The organism is Nitrospirota bacterium (assembly GCA_016207885.1).
Classification (GTDB): domain Bacteria; phylum Nitrospirota; class Thermodesulfovibrionia; order UBA6902; family UBA6902; genus JACQZG01.
In genome coordinates this window covers 108,570-125,335 of sequence record JACQZE010000004.1, presented here as the reverse complement: position 1 = coordinate 125,335, position 16,766 = coordinate 108,570, and the positions used below count along the sequence as shown (strand labels likewise).

At 46.7% G+C, this 16,766-nt stretch carries 19 protein-coding genes; 15 read left to right on the top strand and 4 right to left on the bottom strand.

The genetic code is table 11. The features are described from left to right. Positions 1-55: 55 nt before the first annotated feature. From HY807_03270 to HY807_03245, 6 genes are read left to right on the top strand one after another with little or no spacing between them, the layout of a single operon-like run. The gene (locus HY807_03270) at positions 56-1,057 is read left to right on the top strand and encodes a chromate resistance protein (GenBank protein ID MBI4825428.1); all 1,002 of its coding nucleotides are present in this window, start codon (positions 56-58) and stop codon (positions 1,055-1,057) included. A 4-nt stretch (positions 1,058-1,061) separates the two neighbouring features. Continuing rightward, the gene (gene chrA / locus HY807_03265; GenBank protein ID MBI4825427.1) at positions 1,062-2,360 is read left to right on the top strand and encodes a chromate efflux transporter; all 1,299 of its coding nucleotides are present in this window, start codon (positions 1,062-1,064) and stop codon (positions 2,358-2,360) included. Positions 2,361-2,384: 24 nt separating this feature from the next. Then, complete coding sequence (locus HY807_03260; GenBank protein MBI4825426.1) at positions 2,385-2,939, top strand: hypothetical protein; 555 nt, start codon at positions 2,385-2,387, stop codon at positions 2,937-2,939. Continuing rightward, on the top strand, positions 2,940-4,145 hold the full coding sequence (locus HY807_03255) for an MFS transporter (GenBank protein ID MBI4825425.1): 1,206 nt from the start codon (positions 2,940-2,942) through the stop codon (positions 4,143-4,145). Between the two features lie 11 nt (positions 4,146-4,156). After that, the gene (locus tag HY807_03250; GenBank protein ID MBI4825424.1) at positions 4,157-4,705 is read left to right on the top strand and encodes an HDIG domain-containing protein; all 549 of its coding nucleotides are present in this window, start codon (positions 4,157-4,159) and stop codon (positions 4,703-4,705) included. Next, positions 4,702-5,895: an MFS transporter gene (locus HY807_03245; protein ID MBI4825423.1), complete on the top strand. Its 1,194-nt coding sequence runs from the start codon at positions 4,702-4,704 to the stop codon at positions 5,893-5,895. The genes HY807_03250 and HY807_03245 overlap by 4 nt, the downstream gene beginning before the upstream one ends. Before the next feature lie 30 nt (positions 5,896-5,925). On the opposite strand, the gene HY807_03240 is transcribed toward HY807_03245, so the two are convergent. Further along, the gene (locus HY807_03240; protein ID MBI4825422.1) at positions 5,926-6,954 is read right to left on the bottom strand and encodes a cation transporter; all 1,029 of its coding nucleotides are present in this window, start codon (positions 6,952-6,954) and stop codon (positions 5,926-5,928) included. Between HY807_03240 and HY807_03235 the strand changes: the two genes are divergently transcribed. From HY807_03235 to HY807_03195, 9 genes are all read left to right on the top strand, one after another. Continuing rightward, positions 6,934-8,301 (top strand): NAD(P)/FAD-dependent oxidoreductase, encoded by a 1,368-nt coding sequence (locus HY807_03235; protein MBI4825421.1) that lies wholly within the window; start codon positions 6,934-6,936, stop codon positions 8,299-8,301. The genes HY807_03240 and HY807_03235 overlap by 21 nt on opposite strands. A 258-nt stretch (positions 8,302-8,559) precedes the next feature. Next, positions 8,560-8,955, top strand: coding sequence for a RidA family protein (locus tag HY807_03230; GenBank protein MBI4825420.1), 396 nt, complete (start codon positions 8,560-8,562; stop codon positions 8,953-8,955). A 176-nt stretch (positions 8,956-9,131) separates the two neighbouring features. Next, positions 9,132-10,118, top strand: coding sequence for a 4-hydroxythreonine-4-phosphate dehydrogenase PdxA (gene pdxA, locus HY807_03225; GenBank protein MBI4825419.1), 987 nt, complete (start codon positions 9,132-9,134; stop codon positions 10,116-10,118). Between the two features lie 5 nt (positions 10,119-10,123). Further along, positions 10,124-10,738, top strand: coding sequence for an XTP/dITP diphosphatase (locus HY807_03220; GenBank protein ID MBI4825418.1), 615 nt, complete (start codon positions 10,124-10,126; stop codon positions 10,736-10,738). 14 nt (positions 10,739-10,752) lie between these two features. After that, a complete protein-coding gene (locus HY807_03215) occupies positions 10,753-11,088 on the top strand; it encodes a hypothetical protein (GenBank protein MBI4825417.1) in 336 nt (111 codons plus the stop codon). A gap of 43 nt (positions 11,089-11,131) precedes the next feature. Next, a complete protein-coding gene (xrt, locus tag HY807_03210) occupies positions 11,132-11,977 on the top strand; it encodes an exosortase (GenBank protein MBI4825416.1) in 846 nt (281 codons plus the stop codon). Continuing rightward, a complete protein-coding gene (epsI, locus tag HY807_03205) occupies positions 11,967-12,629 on the top strand; it encodes an EpsI family protein (protein ID MBI4825415.1) in 663 nt (220 codons plus the stop codon). Before xrt ends, epsI begins: the two co-directional genes overlap by 11 nt. A 175-nt stretch (positions 12,630-12,804) precedes the next feature. Further along, complete coding sequence (gene ald, locus HY807_03200) at positions 12,805-13,878, top strand: alanine dehydrogenase (protein ID MBI4825414.1); 1,074 nt, start codon at positions 12,805-12,807, stop codon at positions 13,876-13,878. Beyond that, entirely contained in the window at positions 13,853-14,665 is an 813-nt protein-coding gene (locus HY807_03195) for a hypothetical protein (protein MBI4825413.1), read from the top strand. Before ald ends, HY807_03195 begins: the two co-directional genes overlap by 26 nt. 29 nt (positions 14,666-14,694) lie before the next feature. On the opposite strand, the gene HY807_03190 is transcribed toward HY807_03195, so the two are convergent. The 3 genes from HY807_03190 to HY807_03180 all read right to left on the bottom strand — a co-directional run bounded on the left by HY807_03190 (position 14,695) and on the right by HY807_03180 (position 16,645). After that, positions 14,695-15,048 carry a DMT family protein gene (locus HY807_03190; protein ID MBI4825412.1) on the bottom strand — a complete coding sequence of 118 codons (354 nt, stop codon included), beginning with the start codon at positions 15,046-15,048 and terminating at the stop codon, positions 14,695-14,697. 34 nt (positions 15,049-15,082) lie between these two features. Further along, the gene (locus HY807_03185) at positions 15,083-15,412 is read right to left on the bottom strand and encodes a hypothetical protein (GenBank protein MBI4825411.1); all 330 of its coding nucleotides are present in this window, start codon (positions 15,410-15,412) and stop codon (positions 15,083-15,085) included. A 360-nt stretch (positions 15,413-15,772) separates the two neighbouring features. Then, entirely contained in the window at positions 15,773-16,645 is an 873-nt protein-coding gene (locus HY807_03180) for a hypothetical protein (protein ID MBI4825410.1), read from the bottom strand. Positions 16,646-16,766 lie beyond the last annotated feature (121 nt).

Here is a 16,766-nt window from a genome sequence, read left to right as displayed (position 1 = left end):
CCGCCAGTTCTACATTCCTTGACAACCAATGTAACGTGTGATACATTAATATCAAATGATACAAAAGTCATCACATAAGGGCAACAAGGCGTACCAAGGCTGGCTCCTATTTTTCTACAGCGTGCCCTCGAAGCCTGTAAACGCGAGGATGAAGATATGGCGGAGGCTTGCGAAGGCCGGCGCGGTTCAGCTTAAAAGCGCCGTATACATACTTCCTTATAACGAAGAGAATTATGAACTGTGCCAGTGGCTCGTGTCTGAAGTTGCATCCGTGAAGGGCGACGGCTCTTTTGTCAGCGTGAAAAACATTGAGACGATGAAGGATGAGGATATTATTGCTATCTTTAATAGCCAGAGGGAGCAGGATTACAAGCTTATCGGGAAGTCGCTGGATGATATTGAGAGAAAGGCAAGCAGCGTCAGAAAGGGCGCGGGAATGCAGGGCGGCAAGAGCCTGACGGAACAGCTTAACAAGCATCTGAGGGAATTTGAAGAGATAAGAAAGACAGATTTCTTCGGATCAAAAAACGGCATCGCGCTGAAGAAGAGATTTGATGCCACGCTGAAAGAGATAAAAGGCATGGCCGTATCCAATAACAGGCAAGTTTCAGTAGTATCTACCCGGCGCATAGAGGACTATCAAAAGAGGTTATGGGCCACAAGGAAGAAACCTTTTGTGGACAGGATGGCGTCCGCATGGCTGATCCAAAAATTCATTGATAAAAAGGCCGCCTTTAAATTCATTGATGAAAAAGATATGGCAATCTTGGGTAAAGATGCCATTGCCTTTGATATGAGAGGCGGAGAATTTACTCATTCCGGCGATATGTGCACATTTGAAATGCTTGTCAGGACATTCGGCATAAAGGATAAAACAGTAAAAAAGATCGCCGAACTGGTACATGAGCTTGATATGAAGGATGGGAAATACAATGTTCCTGAGGCAAAGGGGATCGAAGATATTTTATCCGGCATAAGAAAGACTGTGAAGAATGATGCAGACATCCTTGAAAAGGGAATGACGGTTTTTGAGATGTTTTATGCATCAAAGGACTGATTAAATGTCACATGCTATCTCATTCAAAGAAGCATTGCGCTACTGGTTAAAGCTTGGGTTCATCAGCTTTGGAGGCCCGACAGGCCAGATAGCGATCATGCATAAAGATCTGGTCGAAGAAAAGAGATGGATATCTGAAGATCATTTCCTGCAGGCGCTTAACTTCTGCATGCTTCTGCCGGGCCCGGAGGCGCAGCAGCTTGCGATCTACATCGGATGGTTACTGCACAGGACATGGGGCGGGATCGTCGCGGGCGTACTATTTGTCCTTCCATCCGTATTCATTCTGTGGGGACTTTCATGGATTTATGTGTCATTAGGAAATGTCCCGGCAGTAGCAGCTATTTTCTATGGATTAAAACCGGCGGTTGCAGCCATTGTTGCAGAAGCTGTCATTCGCATCGGGAAAAAGTCACTGAAGAACGAGGTGCTTGTTTCTATGGCTGCTCTGTCATTTGTTGGAATCTATTTTTTACATATCCCTTTTCCTGCCATAATTCTTATTGCCGGGTTCATAGGTTATGCAGGCGGTAGATTTCTGCCTTCAAAGTTTGTTGTTACTGGAAATAACAAGTCATCCAATCTCCAGGAGTATGCCATTATGGATTCAGATCCGGTAAAGGGTACTCAGGCAAACTGGAGGCATTCTCTAAAAGTGATTGCAATATGCCTGCCGCTCTGGTTTCTTCCTCTGATCCTTCTCGGTTTATGGAGGGGATGGAATGACATTTTTGTAGATATCGGCGTCCTCTTCAGCAAGGCAGCCATGGTAACATTCGGCGGCGCATATGCAGTGCTCGCCTATATCAGCCAGCAGGCAGTAGGGCATTACGCCTGGCTCCAGCCGGAACAGATGATAGACGGGCTTGGACTGGCCGAGACAACACCGGGGCCGCTGATCATGGTGACGCAGTTTGTGGGATATCTTGCGGCGTATGTTCATGCAGAGGGACTTCAGCCGGCAGCTGCAGGAGCGATTGGCGGACTGCTTACTACATGGATGACGTTCACTCCATGTTTTATGTGGATATTTGTCGGCGCGCCTTATATTGAAAAAGTCAGAAGAAATGTGAAACTTGGTGCAGCCCTTTCAGCCATAACCGCTGCGGTTGTCGGGGTTGTCTTAAATCTTTCAGTGATCTTTACTTATCATACTTTGCTGCCCGAGGGTAAAGGCTTTGACTGGTATGCGCTGACAGTTGCAGTAGCTGCCTTTATAGGTATGCTGAGGTTTAAATGGGGAATGATACCTGTGATCATCTGTTCGGCTGCTGCCGGATTTATATGGAAGATATTTATATAACCTGTAACTTAAGGAGGTATTCAAATGAAAGAAGTAACTGAGATGGCGGTAAAGTTTATGGCAGCATCGGCAAGGACTGCGCCGAAGGCAGGCGGAAAAGATTTCCTTGAGATCGTTGTAGTCACTAAAGACGAGGATCTGAAGAAGATAGCTGATGCTATGAAAGAGTACGCGCCAAAGAGCACGAACGAGGCATTCTGGCTGAGGGACGCATCCAATATCGAGAATTCCCAGTCACTACTTCTCGTGGGTTTGGGCAAGCCTGTGACAGCAGGGTATGACTGTGGCGCCTGCGGCCATCCGACTTGCGCCGAGTTTGCAAAGAACAGGCAGATGAAGGACAAGGAAATGGGATACACCGGGCCTCATTGCGTTATGAGGATGATGGATATCGGGGTCGCTCTTTCATCTGCTGCCAAGACTGCAAGCCTGCTGAATGTTGATTGCCGTGTGCAGCAGCGCGTGGGCGCAGCAGCAAAGGCTATAGGATTAATAAAGGCTGAAGTCGCTATGGGAATCCCGGTAAGTATAACAGGGAAGAGCATCTATTTTGACCGGCAGACACCGGCGAAACATTAGATGAAAAGATTCCTGACGCCATTTGTCACCCTATGCACAGTGGGTTTGTTTGCGAGGTTCTCCTATTCGCTTGCAAGAAGCCCGGTGCTTCCGCTTTTTGCTCTTTATTTGGGAGCCGGGCCTGAGTCCATAGGGTTCATTGTAGGCATCTCGACGGTAACGGGGATATTTTTCAAGCTCCCATCCGGCGCGCTCTCGGATATTATCGGGCGGAAAAGGACGATGCTTATCGGGCTTGTGTTTTTCGCTGTGGTTCCCTTTGCCTATTTGTTTGTTCACGGGCAGGGCGCTCTCATGGCAATACGATTTATACATGGGTTCGCCACTGCTATTTACGGCCCTGTTTCCATGTCTGTTGTCGCCGATTACGCCGGAGCGAAAAAGGGCGAGATGCTGTCGTGGTTCTCATCCATCACGATGAAGGGAACCCTTATGGGCGCGCCTGTCGGCGGATTTATACTGCACGGGCTGTCGAAGAGCAAAGAGGTTACTATTGGAGAATTTCATACGGCATTCATCCTCAGCGGGATAGCCGGTATACTCTCGCTCATTCTCGCGCTACTGCTGTTCAGGCACGGCAAGGATGAGCAGGTGCAGAAATCAGGTTTAAGGGAATCCCTGAGCCGGCTCAAGTCAGGGATTAAAGAGGTAGCCAGCGACAAGAGGATTCTGATTACCTCAAACATGGAGGGGCTTCAGAATATGACGCTTGGGGCTATGGAGGCATTCCTGCCGATCTACGCGGTGACGGTCGCGGGACTCAATGAATTTCAGGCAGGGCTTCTCTGGGGGATTCAGGTCGTTGTGACATCACTCTCCAAGCCTCTTATGGGAATGATATCCGACAGGTATGGCAGAAAGCCCCTAATCTCGATCGGGATGGTTTTGTGCGCCGTATCCTTTGGCATGATACCACTGATGACCGGATTTTATAACCTGCTTATCACCGCGACGCTGTTCGGGTTTGGCGAGGCATTTGTCACATCTTCCTCGGCTGCATTAATAGCGGATGTGTGCAAGGAGAAACACTTTGGCACGGCTATGGGCGTGTTCGGCTCGATATTCGATATCGGCCATGCGTCGGGTCCGATACTTGCGGGCCTTCTTCTGGCGCACCATGGTTATCTCTTCACATTCGGCGTTATGGCAACTGCGCTTTTACTTGCAGTGCCGATATTTATTATTACGGTAAAGGTCGATAAATAAGGAGGCAGAACATGGGGTACACGATCAGTAACGCTGACATTGAGATGTTGAGAGATGCCGGTGTTTCCGAAGACGATATTAAACACTGTAGAAAGGTTGCTGCAAAAGCGCTGGAGCTTGCAGAGCGTACAGGCGCAAAGATGGACATGGAGTTGGTCGGAAGAGGCGCGTTGTTTCATGACCTTGGTAAGGCAAAGACCCATGAAATGGAGCATGGCAAGATAGGCGCTGAACTTGGAAAACAATTGGGACTTTCGCAGGCGATTACGGACATAATGGAAAAGCATATCCGTGGCGGGCTGACAGCATCCGAGGCTGTAGAACTCGGGTTGCCGGTTAAGGACTATACACTGAACAGGCTTGAAGAGCGGATAGTTATCTATGCTGACAGGCTCGTTGATATCATCACCGACGGTATCATAATGATAAATGATGAACTGGAGGCAGAAACCAAATTTGAAAATATACTTAAAACTATACCCAAATATGGCAAGAATGAGATAACGCTGGAAAGATATTTAGGTTATCACAGTGAGATACAGAGACTAATGAAAAAATGAAGTTCAGTCCTTTCAGGCTTCTCTGCGCTACCGGACTCTTTGCGATCTTCAGTTCAACGATCTCCAAAAGCCCTGTGCTTCCCCTCTTTGCCGCACATCTTGGCGCAGACCCCTCTAAGGTTGGTTTTGTCGCATCTATATCGGCATTTACCGGAGTGCTATTCAGTATTCCTGCCGGGCTTCTTTCTGACAGGCTCGGCAAGCGGAAGATGCTGATATTCTCTTCTTTTATTTTTTCAACTGCCCCGTTCATGTACCTTTTCATAACCCGGATATGGCAGCTTGCGATGGTGCGGTTTTTTCACGGCTTTGCCACTGCTATTTTTATACCTGTCGCTATGGCGCTTGTCTCGGAGCTATTTCACAAAGAGCGGGGCGAAAAAATGGGCTGGTTTTCGACTGCAACGCTTGTCGGCAGGTTCATGGCGCCTCTTATCGGCGGAGGCATTATCGGAGCATTGGCCTTCAATCCGGCACAAAGTTACAAAGCCGTCTATATCGTGTGCGCTCTTGCGGGAGCAGTCACCCTTCTCCTTTCACTCTTCCTTCCGCAGACGGCGGAACCTCAGCACCGGAACCAACCGTGGGAAGATACGTTAAAAATATTCAGATCTGTTCTGTCCGACAAGATAATACTTGTCACGTGCATGGTAGAGGCTGCAATACTATTTGCATACGGGACGTTTGAGACATTTCTCCCGCTTTATGCTGTCAGCTCAGGCATCAGCCCCTTTGAGTTAGGGATATTTCTTTCGGCGCAGGTTATTACACTTGCTTTGTCAAAACCGGTTATGGGCAGGTTCTCGGACAGGCACGGCAGAAAGCCGCAGATATTTACAGGTGCGTTGATCGGGGCTGTCTGTATCGGTTGCTTTTCGCTGTTCAGATCATTTATCCCTTTACTCATTTTGAGCGTAGCTTTCGGCATGAGCCTTTCGATAGTCACATCGGCCACATCAGCATATATAGCCGACTTGAGCAGCAGGGAGGCAAGGGGTTCGGCAATGGGGCTGCTCGGCTCGATCATGGACATCGGGCATACGACAGGCCCTTTGCTTTCCGGGATTATTGCGATGCATTTCGGATATTCAAAGTCTTTTATTGGAGCAGCATTTGTTCTTGGCATCTCTGCTTTTTTATTTTATATTTTGCTTTTAACCACTCATAGGAAAGATGCATGCTGTCAATAAGGATAGAAATGAGTGCAACCCCGGCAGTTTCTAATGCGCATGCGGAGGCAGATTGCCGTGGGCATGTTCAGAAATATTATGATGGCCTTCTCCTGAAGCATTTAATGTGTCTATGTGAATGGTAACATTAGATAAATATTTCAGTGAATGCAAAAGCTGATGGCGCGCTTCCATTGCAATGTCATGCCCCTTTTCAACCGTGATGCCGGGAGTTACCGCTACATTTACTTCAGCATGAAGCCTGTGGCCTATCCATCTCACGCGCGCTTCCGTAACGTCCTGAACTCCGGGCGCATGTTTTACAGAATGCCTGATCTCGTCAATGATCTCCGGATCCACTCCGTCGAGCATTCGTGTGAAGACAGCCTTTCCGGAATCCCATACAATGCGGAGGATAGCCGCGCTGATTAAAAACCCCACAATCGGATCTGCAAGGGGATAACCAAGCCAAACTCCTATCGCGCCAAAGAGGACAGCCAGGCTGGTCAAACCGTCAACACGCGCGTGATGGCCGTCTGCGATAAGGGCGATGCTCCCGATCTCTTTGCCGACCTTTATACGGAAAATTGCAACTGCCTCATTGCCGAGGAATCCAATAATTGAGGCGACGGCTACAGCCCACAGATATTCCACTTTTTGCGGATGGAACAGGCGGTCAATGGATTGATAACCAGCGACAACAGCGCTGAACAGGATGGTCAGCACAACCGCAACTCCGGCAAGGTCTTCAACGCGTCCGTAGCCGTATGTAAACCGCTTTGACGGTTTTCTTCTTGCAAGCGTAAAGGCAAACCAAAGAGGTATTGCAGTTGCCGCGTCGCCGATGTTATGGATTGTGTCAGCAAGAAGAGCTACGCTGCCCGTCATTATGGAAACAAAAACCTGTAATAATGCCGTAGCGGATAACGCAGCGAACGACCATTTTACAGCCCATATACCACGCTGGGTAGTAAAGATAGACGGGTCAACTACACCATGCACATGATTGTGTGAGCCATGTGCGTGGTTGTGGCCGTGGCCATGGCCATGATTTTCTTTATGGGCATCTATTTTTTTCATTATTCTCTCCCATCAGGATATTTTGTAGTTTATACTAATTATAATGAACGTGAAAGAGGAGAAGCCTTGAAGAATCAATCCAAACACAGAGTGATAGTTATCGGCGCAGGCGCTGCCGGACTGATGGCTGCGGGACAGGCTGCAATTGCCGGTGCTGAGACGCTGCTTTTTGAGAGCATGAGAAGCCCCGGCAGAAAGCTGCGAATAAGCGGGAAGGGGCGCTGCAACCTGACGAATACCGCTTCACAGTCTGAGTTCATATCTCATTTCAACAGGAACGGCCGTTTTCTCCGGCAGGCTTTTTCAAAATTCTTCTCAACCGAGCTCTTGGCTTTCTTTGATGAGCTTGGTATTGAAACAGTGATAGAGCGCGGAGGACGTGTATTCCCTGCAAGCGGACAGGCGCAGGATGTTGTGGACGCGCTTACACGCTGGGCAGTCGGATGCGGGGTTAAGATAATCAACTCTTCACCTGTCATGAGACTAATTATTGAAGACGGAAATCTCAAAGGCGTGGAAATAGCCGGTGTGCCGCAATCTGACGGCAAGGTTTCAAAAAACAAAGTCTATCTTTCAGACGCGGTGATAATCGCAACAGGAGGCATATCATATCCGGGCACAGGTTCAACCGGAGACGGCTACAGGTTTGCGGAAGCAGCAGGGCATAAAATAATACCGCTTCGGCCTGCGCTTGTCCCTCTTCAGACATCAGGCGATATCGCTCAAAGGATGCAGGGACTTAGCCTTAAGAACGTTTCAGTGCGTGCCTTCATTAACGGAAAGAAGGCGGTTGAGGATTTCGGCGAGATGCTATTCACGCATTTCGGTCTTTCAGGCCCTATGATATTATCCATGAGCGGCAGAGTGGTGGATGCTATTCTTAATAAGGAGAAGGTCTCCTTATCAATTGACCTGAAGCCTGCGCTTGATGATGAGAAGCTGGATGCCCGCCTGCTGCGTGACCTTAATGAGCACGGGAAACAGAAATATAAGACGATGCTCAAAGAACTTCTGCCTGCTAAAATGATCCCTGTCTGTACTGATATGACAAAGATATCCCCTGACAAGGCGTGCCATCAGATAACGGCGGATGAACGCAAAAGGCTGAAGTTATGGCTGAAGGATCTCCGCCTTGAGATAAATGGCTATCGGCCTGTTGAAGAGGCTATTGTCACCGCGGGCGGTGTTGATATAAAAGAAGTTGACCCCCGGACGATGTGCTCGAAGCTGGTGAAGGATCTTTATTTTGCCGGCGAGGTCTTGGATATAAATGCAGATACAGGCGGCTATAATCTTCAGGCTGCGTTTTCAACAGGCTGGTTAGCAGGAAGGTCTGCGGCAGGGTAGGTAGTGGATTTTATTTTTGGCAGCGCTTAAAATAAAGCATAAGACGCAGTTTACAAAAGGAGGATAATAATATGGGATGCGGATGCGGTTCAGGCTCATGCGGGCCTAAGAAAGAGAAGAAGACAGTAAAGACAAAAAAGACTGAGAAGACCAAGAAATAAGCTTAAAATAAAAAGGCCTTGCTTTGATAAAGGAATTGTAAATTCTTTTACAGGTCAAGGCCTTTATATTTTTCTACTATTGCATAAGGAGCATGAGATGTCTCATAAGAAGATCTTTTCATCAGACAGGGCGCCGAAACCGAAAGGGCCGTATTCACAGGCGGTCATCCATAATGATTTGATGTATCTCTCAGGACAGATCCCGATAGACCTTGAAACAGGTTTGATGGTCAGGGGGACTATTGAGGATGAGACCCATGCGGTTCTCCAGAACATGAAAGTCATTGTGGAAGATGCCGGCGCAGAAATGAAGGATGTGCTGAAGGTCACATGCTATCTTGCAGATATGGATGACTTCCAGAGGTTTAATAGCGTATACAGAGAGTACTTTAGTGATGAGCCTCCGGCAAGGAGCACCATCCAGGCGGGCAGGCTTCCTATGGATGTAACTGTAGAGATAGACGCGATTGTCGCATTGCCGGATAAACCTTAGTAATACAGTGGATGCGGCTGGAAAAACTTTACAAAGCGATGGGATATTTTAATTATGCCTGAGGGGAGAAGTAACGATTAAGAAAGCTCAAAAAAAACAGTTATGCTTTTTTGCAATTTTCTAAGGTATCGCTATAAAGCTTTTCCAGCCGCATCCACTTTTCTTTCGATAATTTTATGAATAATATCGCCATAACAATGGGGGACCAGGGAGGTATCGGGCCTGAGATAATCGTAAAGGCGATCTCCTGCGGGGAGATAAGTCAAAACTGTAATCCTCTTGTAATAGGGTCGGCAAAGATAATCAAGGAAGCCGTGAGGCTTACGAATTCCTCTTTTGAGGTCGTAAATATTTCAGGCCCTACTGATTCATCTCCTTCCAAAGGGAAGATAGAGGTCATTGATATCAACTCCGGCGAGGACTTCATAAAGGGATTCTCTTCTTCAGAGGGAGGGCGGGCGGCTGTAGGATCCATAAAAAAGGCTGTTGAGCTTGCGCTTAAGAATGAAGTCTCTGCGATTGTTACCGCTCCGATATCCAAAGAATCCCTGAGGATGGCCGGTTATAAATGGCCGGGGCACACTGAGCTTCTGGCTGAACTTACGGGAACAGATGATTTTGCAATGATGTTCGTGTCGGAGAAGCTTAAGATCGTACTGTGCACAATTCATATTCCATTAAGGGATGTCCCTGATACGATAAACAAGGATCTGGTCTACAGAACCATCAGGCATGCTGTAAAGGCTGCCTCCATCCTCGGCATCGATAAACCTGTGATCGGCGTAGCAGGCCTGAACCCTCATGCAGGTGAATCAGGACTGTTTGGCAATGAGGAGAGAGACTCCATAATCCCTGCGATCGAAGACGCATCCGCGGATGATATGTATGTCTCAGGCCCGTACCCTCCTGATGTTATCTTTCACAAGGCTTATGAAGGCGAGTTTGATCTGGTTGTAAGCATGTATCATGACCAGGGATTAATACCTTTTAAGATGCTTGCGTTTGATACCGGTGTAAATGTTACATTAGGTCTGCCGTTCATCAGAACCTCGCCTGATCACGGGACGGCTTTTGATATAGCATGGCAGAATAAAGCAAACCCCTCGAGTATGATCGAGGCGATAAAACTTGCATCTAAAATAAAGTTAAAAGGCAAGAATTAAGCGTTATGGATTTTGTCTTAGCCACAAAAAACAGGAAGAAGATCCGTGAGATGAAGAATATCCTGAACCGGGCGGATCCGGATTCGCGGATATATACGCTTGATGATTTCCCCGAGTATGGAGATGTAGTTGAAGACGGCGACACATTTGAGGCGAATGCTCTGAAAAAAGCGGAGTTCATAGCCGCAAAAACAGGGATGGCTGCCATAGCCGATGATTCAGGGCTTGAGGTTGACGCGCTCGGCGGCGCGCCGGGTGTTTATTCAGCACGCTACGCAGGGGAGCCGGCGGATGACACAGCCAATAACAGAAAGCTTCTTGATGAGCTTAAAGATATTCCCGACGAAAAGCGCGGCGCCAGGTTTGTCTGCTGTATCGCACTTGCTCACAATGGAGAGGTTCATACATTCACCGGATACATCAAAGGCAGGCTCGGCAGAGAGAATAGGGGTCACAATGGTTTCGGATATGATCCTCTCTTCTTTCCTGAAGGCCATGACCGGACATTCGCAGAGATGGCTGATGATGAAAAGAATGTTATCAGCCACAGGGCGCTGGCGCTCAGGGAACTCCAGAATTATCTGGAAGAGAAAACAGCAAAAAAACGAAAAGATAAATAAACCGGAGGTCTCATATGGAGATAGATGTAAGTATCGGGAAGCAGTCTTTTTCTGTAGATGTAGAGAATCCGTTTAAGTTCAATGCGGTTAAAGATGCCAAAGATATTATTGATTTCGGCTCGAAGCACGGGGTGGACCTCTCCGCGCTTGATATTGAGCAGCTCATCCCGAGGATGATCAGGGGTGTTGCAGGCTGTGAAAATGGATGCCCTTCTGACGCGAAGAGCCTTGTAATCGACGGGTTCGGGAGCTTTAACCTTTCGTATATTGAGGGAGGCATTCTTTCAGCGGTTCAGAAACTTGATGACGGCAAAGAGGTAAGCGTAAAAATATTTCCTGATTTCGATTAGTTTTTTTATTCTTGCCTTTTTACAGAGGAGGCGAGAATAAGAAATGATTAACTCTTTAATTTGGATTTTAGCAGCCGTCCTGTATGCCCCTGTATTTCATAACCTGTATTTTGGCAAGACCAACTGGGCGTTAGAGGATTACTCCCATATCTATTTCATTCTTCCAATATCCCTTTATCTTGCCTGGCAAAAACGAGAAGCCCTTAACAAACTGCTTCAAGAAGAGAAAGAGAGCGCTGCCGGAATATTCGTAAGTTTTTTTCTGCTTCTTGTCGGGGTAATGATTTTTATCTTCGGGTGGCGAAGGGGCTATGACCTCATCTTCATCTTCTCGCTTGTTCCTGTTCTATTCGGTTTGACAGGTTATCTTTACGGAAGCAAGATTGCCAAAGCTTTATCATTTCCCATATTGTACCTCCTGTTTCTCGTACCGCCGCCCGCTGGCATCCTTGACAGCATCACGCTTCCCATGAGATACGGAGTATCATTTGCTGTTGAAGGTATTCTGGGCTTCTTCAATTATCCGATAAAAAGGGAAGGGCTGCTACTTTCGATCGGGTATAAGGATTTGTATATGGCTTCTGCATGCAGCGGTTTCCGCTCTCTCATCGCCATGCTCTCTCTTTCATTTGTCTATATATATTTAATAAGGGCGGGGTTATTCAAGAAAATAATACTTGCCGCGATAATTACTCCTCTCGCGCTGACCGGCAACCTTATCCGTGTCATCACACTTTGCCTTATAACCTTTTATTTCGGTGAAGAAGCAGGCCGGGGCTTTTTTCATATTTTCAGCGGTGTCATTATATTCATGATCACTATATTAGGGCTCATATATGTTGAGATGATGCTCAACAGGTGTAAGCCTGAAAAGGCTGATGATGAATAAGAATGCGAAGATCCTTATAGCGGCAGTTCTGTTATCAGCAGCAGCTGTCTACAGCTTTGCCGTGCCTAAGCAGGCCGAATACAAAGGCTCAAGATTTATCCCAGGCCTTGTAATGCCGGATGCATTTGCAGGCTGGAAAGGAGTTGATCTGTCTGAGAAGTTCAGGATAAACCTGCAGGGTGCGGGATATGAATTTATAAGTGAGGCTCTTGCATACAGGTATACTGACAAGGAGAAAAAGGATCTTCTTTTTATGATCATTAATGCAAGGGACTTTCACTATCCTAACGGATGTTTCAGAAGTTCCGGCTACAAGGTCAAAGAAATGGATGATACCGAATTAAATGCCTCATGCCGAATGATCAACGCAAACACTTTTTTTGCAGAGCACCGCAGCAAAGGAGAGAAGACCCTGATCATTTACTGGATCTCAATAGACAAGAAGGTTGTAACCAACTGGGCGGAGCAGAAGATGAAGCAGCTTTTCTTCTCTCTCTTTGATAAGAAGAACACAGGGCTGCTTGTCCGTCTTGATATCCCGATAGCCGGAGATGATATTGAGCAGGGACTTGCCCTTGCCCGTAAACTTGTCAATGACCTGAGCGGCGCGCTCACTCCTGAGCAGGCTGATTATATTTTCGGAAAGAATTAATATCATACACCATGACTGTCACTCCCGCTTGCCTGTGCCCTTTGGGTATCGGGAGTCTGCAAGCAAGATGATTCCGGACAAGCCAACATTAGGCTGGACGGAGCCGCCGGAATGACAAGGTATGGTATTAGAGCCAATAGTTGATAACACCAGAAGTTTCAGATATTATTTCTCCATGATAATAGGCGTTCCAAAAGAGATAAAGGAAGAAGAGCACAGGGTGGCGATAACACCCTCAGGCGTCAGCGGGCTGAAAAATAGCGGGCATCATATACTCATCGAGAGGTCTGCCGGAGAGGGCAGCGGTTTCTCTGATATTGAATATGAGAAGGCTGGGGCTGTGATGGCCGGCAAGCCGGAACTCTTTAATGATGCGGACCTTATCCTGAAGGTAAAGGAACCTCTGGCTTCGGAATATGACCTCTTTCGCCAAGGGCAGGCTCTCTTTACATACCTTCATCTCGCCCCGAACCCCGGCCTGATAGATTTTCTCCTGAGCAGCAAGATAACCGGATTGGCATATGAAACGCTCGAGGCTGACGGCGGATTGCCCTTGTTAAAACCTATGAGTGAGATAGCAGGCAAGATGGCGCCTGTCATGGCTGCCAACTTTCTGCAGAAGGTACACGGCGGAGAGGGCGTTCTTATGTCGAGTGTCGAAGGCGCGCAGTCTGCAAAGGTGCTTATACTTGGCGCAGGCAATGTTGGCATGAGCGCGCTAAAGGTCGCATACGGCATGGGCGCGGAGATTACGATTATCAATAAAAGCTCTGCTAAACTTGATGAGATCAAAAAAATATTTGGGGGCAGGGTAAGAACACTTCTTTCTACTGACGAAAATATAAGAGCCGAAGTCATGGAAGCTGACGTAGTTATCGGCGCTGTCCTTGTCACAGGAGCAAAGGCGCCTAAATTGATATCAAAAGAACTTGTTTCAAAAATGAAGAAGGGTTCTGTCATTGTAGATGTGGCGGTTGATCAGGGCGGTTGCGCTGAGACGACAAGGCCCACAACTCATACCGATCCGGTTTATACTATTGACGGGGTCATACATTATGCCGTTGCCAACATGCCGGGCGCGTATCCGAGGACATCCACTCAGGCGCTCACAAGCAAGACGATCGAATATGTGAAGCTGCTTGCGGACATGGGGATAGAGAGAGCCATTACAGAGGATGCAGCATTAAAGAGCGCGTTAAATACTTATCAGGGGAGAATTATACATGAGTCTGTCATCGGCAAGAAATAAATATCTGTTACTGTTTTTGTCTTTCTCACTTTTCTTGATCTTCTCAACATCTTCATACGCCGGCAATTTCGGCGTTGGCACACACGCCGGTTACGGCGCTCTCAGCCACAAGGAAGAGGGCATGTCGGAATCGAATGAGAATGTACTATTTTACGGCGTATCAGGAGAGTACACATTAAAAAGCAATCCGCACTTATTCACGGGTTTTGTCATCGACTGGGGGACAGGTTTTTATAATGATGAGAGATGGGAGGACAAGGGCGCGCAGTCACAGAGCAATGACATAAGGTTCTTCGGCCAGTTCTATGAGGCCAGGTTAGGATACAAGAATGACTTTGGCGATTATTATTACAGGGCGTTTGCTGCTCAAGGAATGGACATCCTCAGGTTCAAGAGGGATGATTTTGTTTTTACAGGCACACCGTTGCAGGCAAGCGGCACTGAGAAGCTGAACCTCTGGCGCACAAGCCTTGGAGCCGGTTTCGGAAGAAGAATAGGCAAATGGGCTTTGGACAGCAGGATAGCATATTCGCTTCATCCCTCAGGCAGAGTTGAATACAGCGCTTACCCAGGGATTGATTTTGATACAAAGGGAACATGCATTGACGGAGGAGTCGGGCTGGCAACGAGCATAACCGACAGGATGAGCTTCTATGCCGGGATCAGCGGTTCACTTATAGAACTTGATGAGAGCGACTCAAAGCAGTTCGGTTCAGCACTGGTCTCTTTCCCCGGAAGCACGACAGAGATCTGGGTCGGGATGCTGAATCTTACTTATGCGTTTTAGATAATTGCAGTGCAACAACCAGCCTAAGTCTAACTTCCCTGCCCTCTAAAGATGAAGAATATCGCGCCTGCCATGCAGAGAGATGCCCATAGATAATTCCATGACAATGCCTGCCTCATGTAGATCAGTGAGAAAGGGACGAAGACAGCAAGGGTGATGACCTCCTGCATGATCTTCAACTGCGGCAGGGACATCACTGTGTAGCCGATCCGGTTGGCAGGGACCTGGAACATGTATTCAAAAAAAGCGATGCCCCAGCTTGCAAGCGCGGCAATGATCCATGTTCTGTCGCTGAGATTCCTGAGATGCGCGTACCAGGCAAACGTCATGAATGCGTTTGATATTACAAGGAAGATTATGGTTTTTGTTATTGCGATATTCATTTTGTTTTCTTTCTGCGTCTTGGTGAAAGGTCTGTTAGAGCCATTTACCCAGAAGATCACCAAAACCCCAAATGATGGTGCCAATAATAGTGATTATAGCGTTAATGATAACTTTGATTGGCCAATATTTGTTAGCTAACTCTTCCACATTGGCTGGTGCAAACACGGCATAGTTATGTTTAGCATAATAAATAGCAGCCCTATCCGAATAAAAATCCATTATAGATATTAGTATCGGTATAACTGTTATCAATGCGCCACAACGTGCAAACCACATATAGTCTGACTTAATGTCACTCATAATCAATGAGACAATGAAAATAACGGCGAGAAAGAAATAAAGTATTAATTGAATTGTTTTCATATCATTGAGTTCTAATAGTTAATATATTTCTGAGTGTGATTTTCTGAATGTAAATAATTATATTAATTAGCTGTAAATGTTACAAGCACAAAATAAAAACTAAATTGGTTTTTCTTTATACGGGATCAGCCAAGATGTTTATGTGATGGTATCGCATATTGCGATGCCATATAATCAATCTCTTTCTACTCTGTGTGTGGCGATCAAATATTACTGAAGACATGGAAGTACAAAAAAAACTCTCTTTTGCGCTATGGATTAATATTGGCTTTTGAGAGAGTGGCTTTCAATGGGTGATTTTCATGACTGTTCCATCTTATTGCTAACGATTGCTCTAACTGGACGTTGATCCGCTGCGAATCAACGGTATGGTTCAGAGCTGTGTTGGGTATTTTCATCATTTCTCAAAGTCTTCAAAATAGTACGAAGCTCAAGGACTTCAAGTGGACACTCTTGCCAATTATGTTCCCAGCACACAATAAGGTCGCATTGCTGGGGATCATGCCCATGCTGTCGGAAATTGCTGCTCACATACTCAAATTCAATTCGCACCCGTTGCCACCGCTTCTTTTTGGAGTCTACGCATCGCTTTGCCTCACAATCTGGAAATGCAGGGTGGATCGCTTCTACAATAAATCCAAGTTCATAACTCACCATCCCGAATAGGTACACAACACCTTGTTCATTAATTGGGGCATGTGTCAAACCCCGAAAACTAATTGGTGCACCGAATTCTGGCCCCGTGGTTTTGTTCCACACTTGGGCTATTCCTGTTTTCTTTGTTGTTTCTTCTGCAAGATCAGGGAGTTCATTGCTTGACATAGTACTCATCAGCTCAAGGAAGGGGGAGTCAGGCCAGTTTTCTTCTAACCAAGAACGATATCTTTTGAGAGTTCCTTGTGTGCCCCCAAAACGTTTGCGAATATTATCGCCCGAAATCTTGCTTCGACTTTGAAAGAGATGCCACGTAGGAATCTTGCCAAGCTCCGTCACAACACGATGGAATTCATTGAGAAGGTCATCGTCTTCTAATGTAAATCCCGATCCACCACTCTTGAGTCCCGCTTTTGCCAAAACAGTGCTCCATCCACCCTCTGGAAACATGCTGTAAATGAGATACTTTGGAATGCCTGATTCCCTCACGAAATCTGGAACCCTGAGAACCTCAACACCGAGGCGAGTGGCAATTTCCTTGACTTTTTCTATAATGTGTTCTTTTGTGATATCCGTCATTTCTTTTTCATGCCTAACAATAAATACAGCCAGCCGTATTTTCTAGAATAAGATAATTTATCAGTGTGACAATAAAAATACAATCATAAAATTTAGTGATGTAGTTAAGGACTGGATTCCC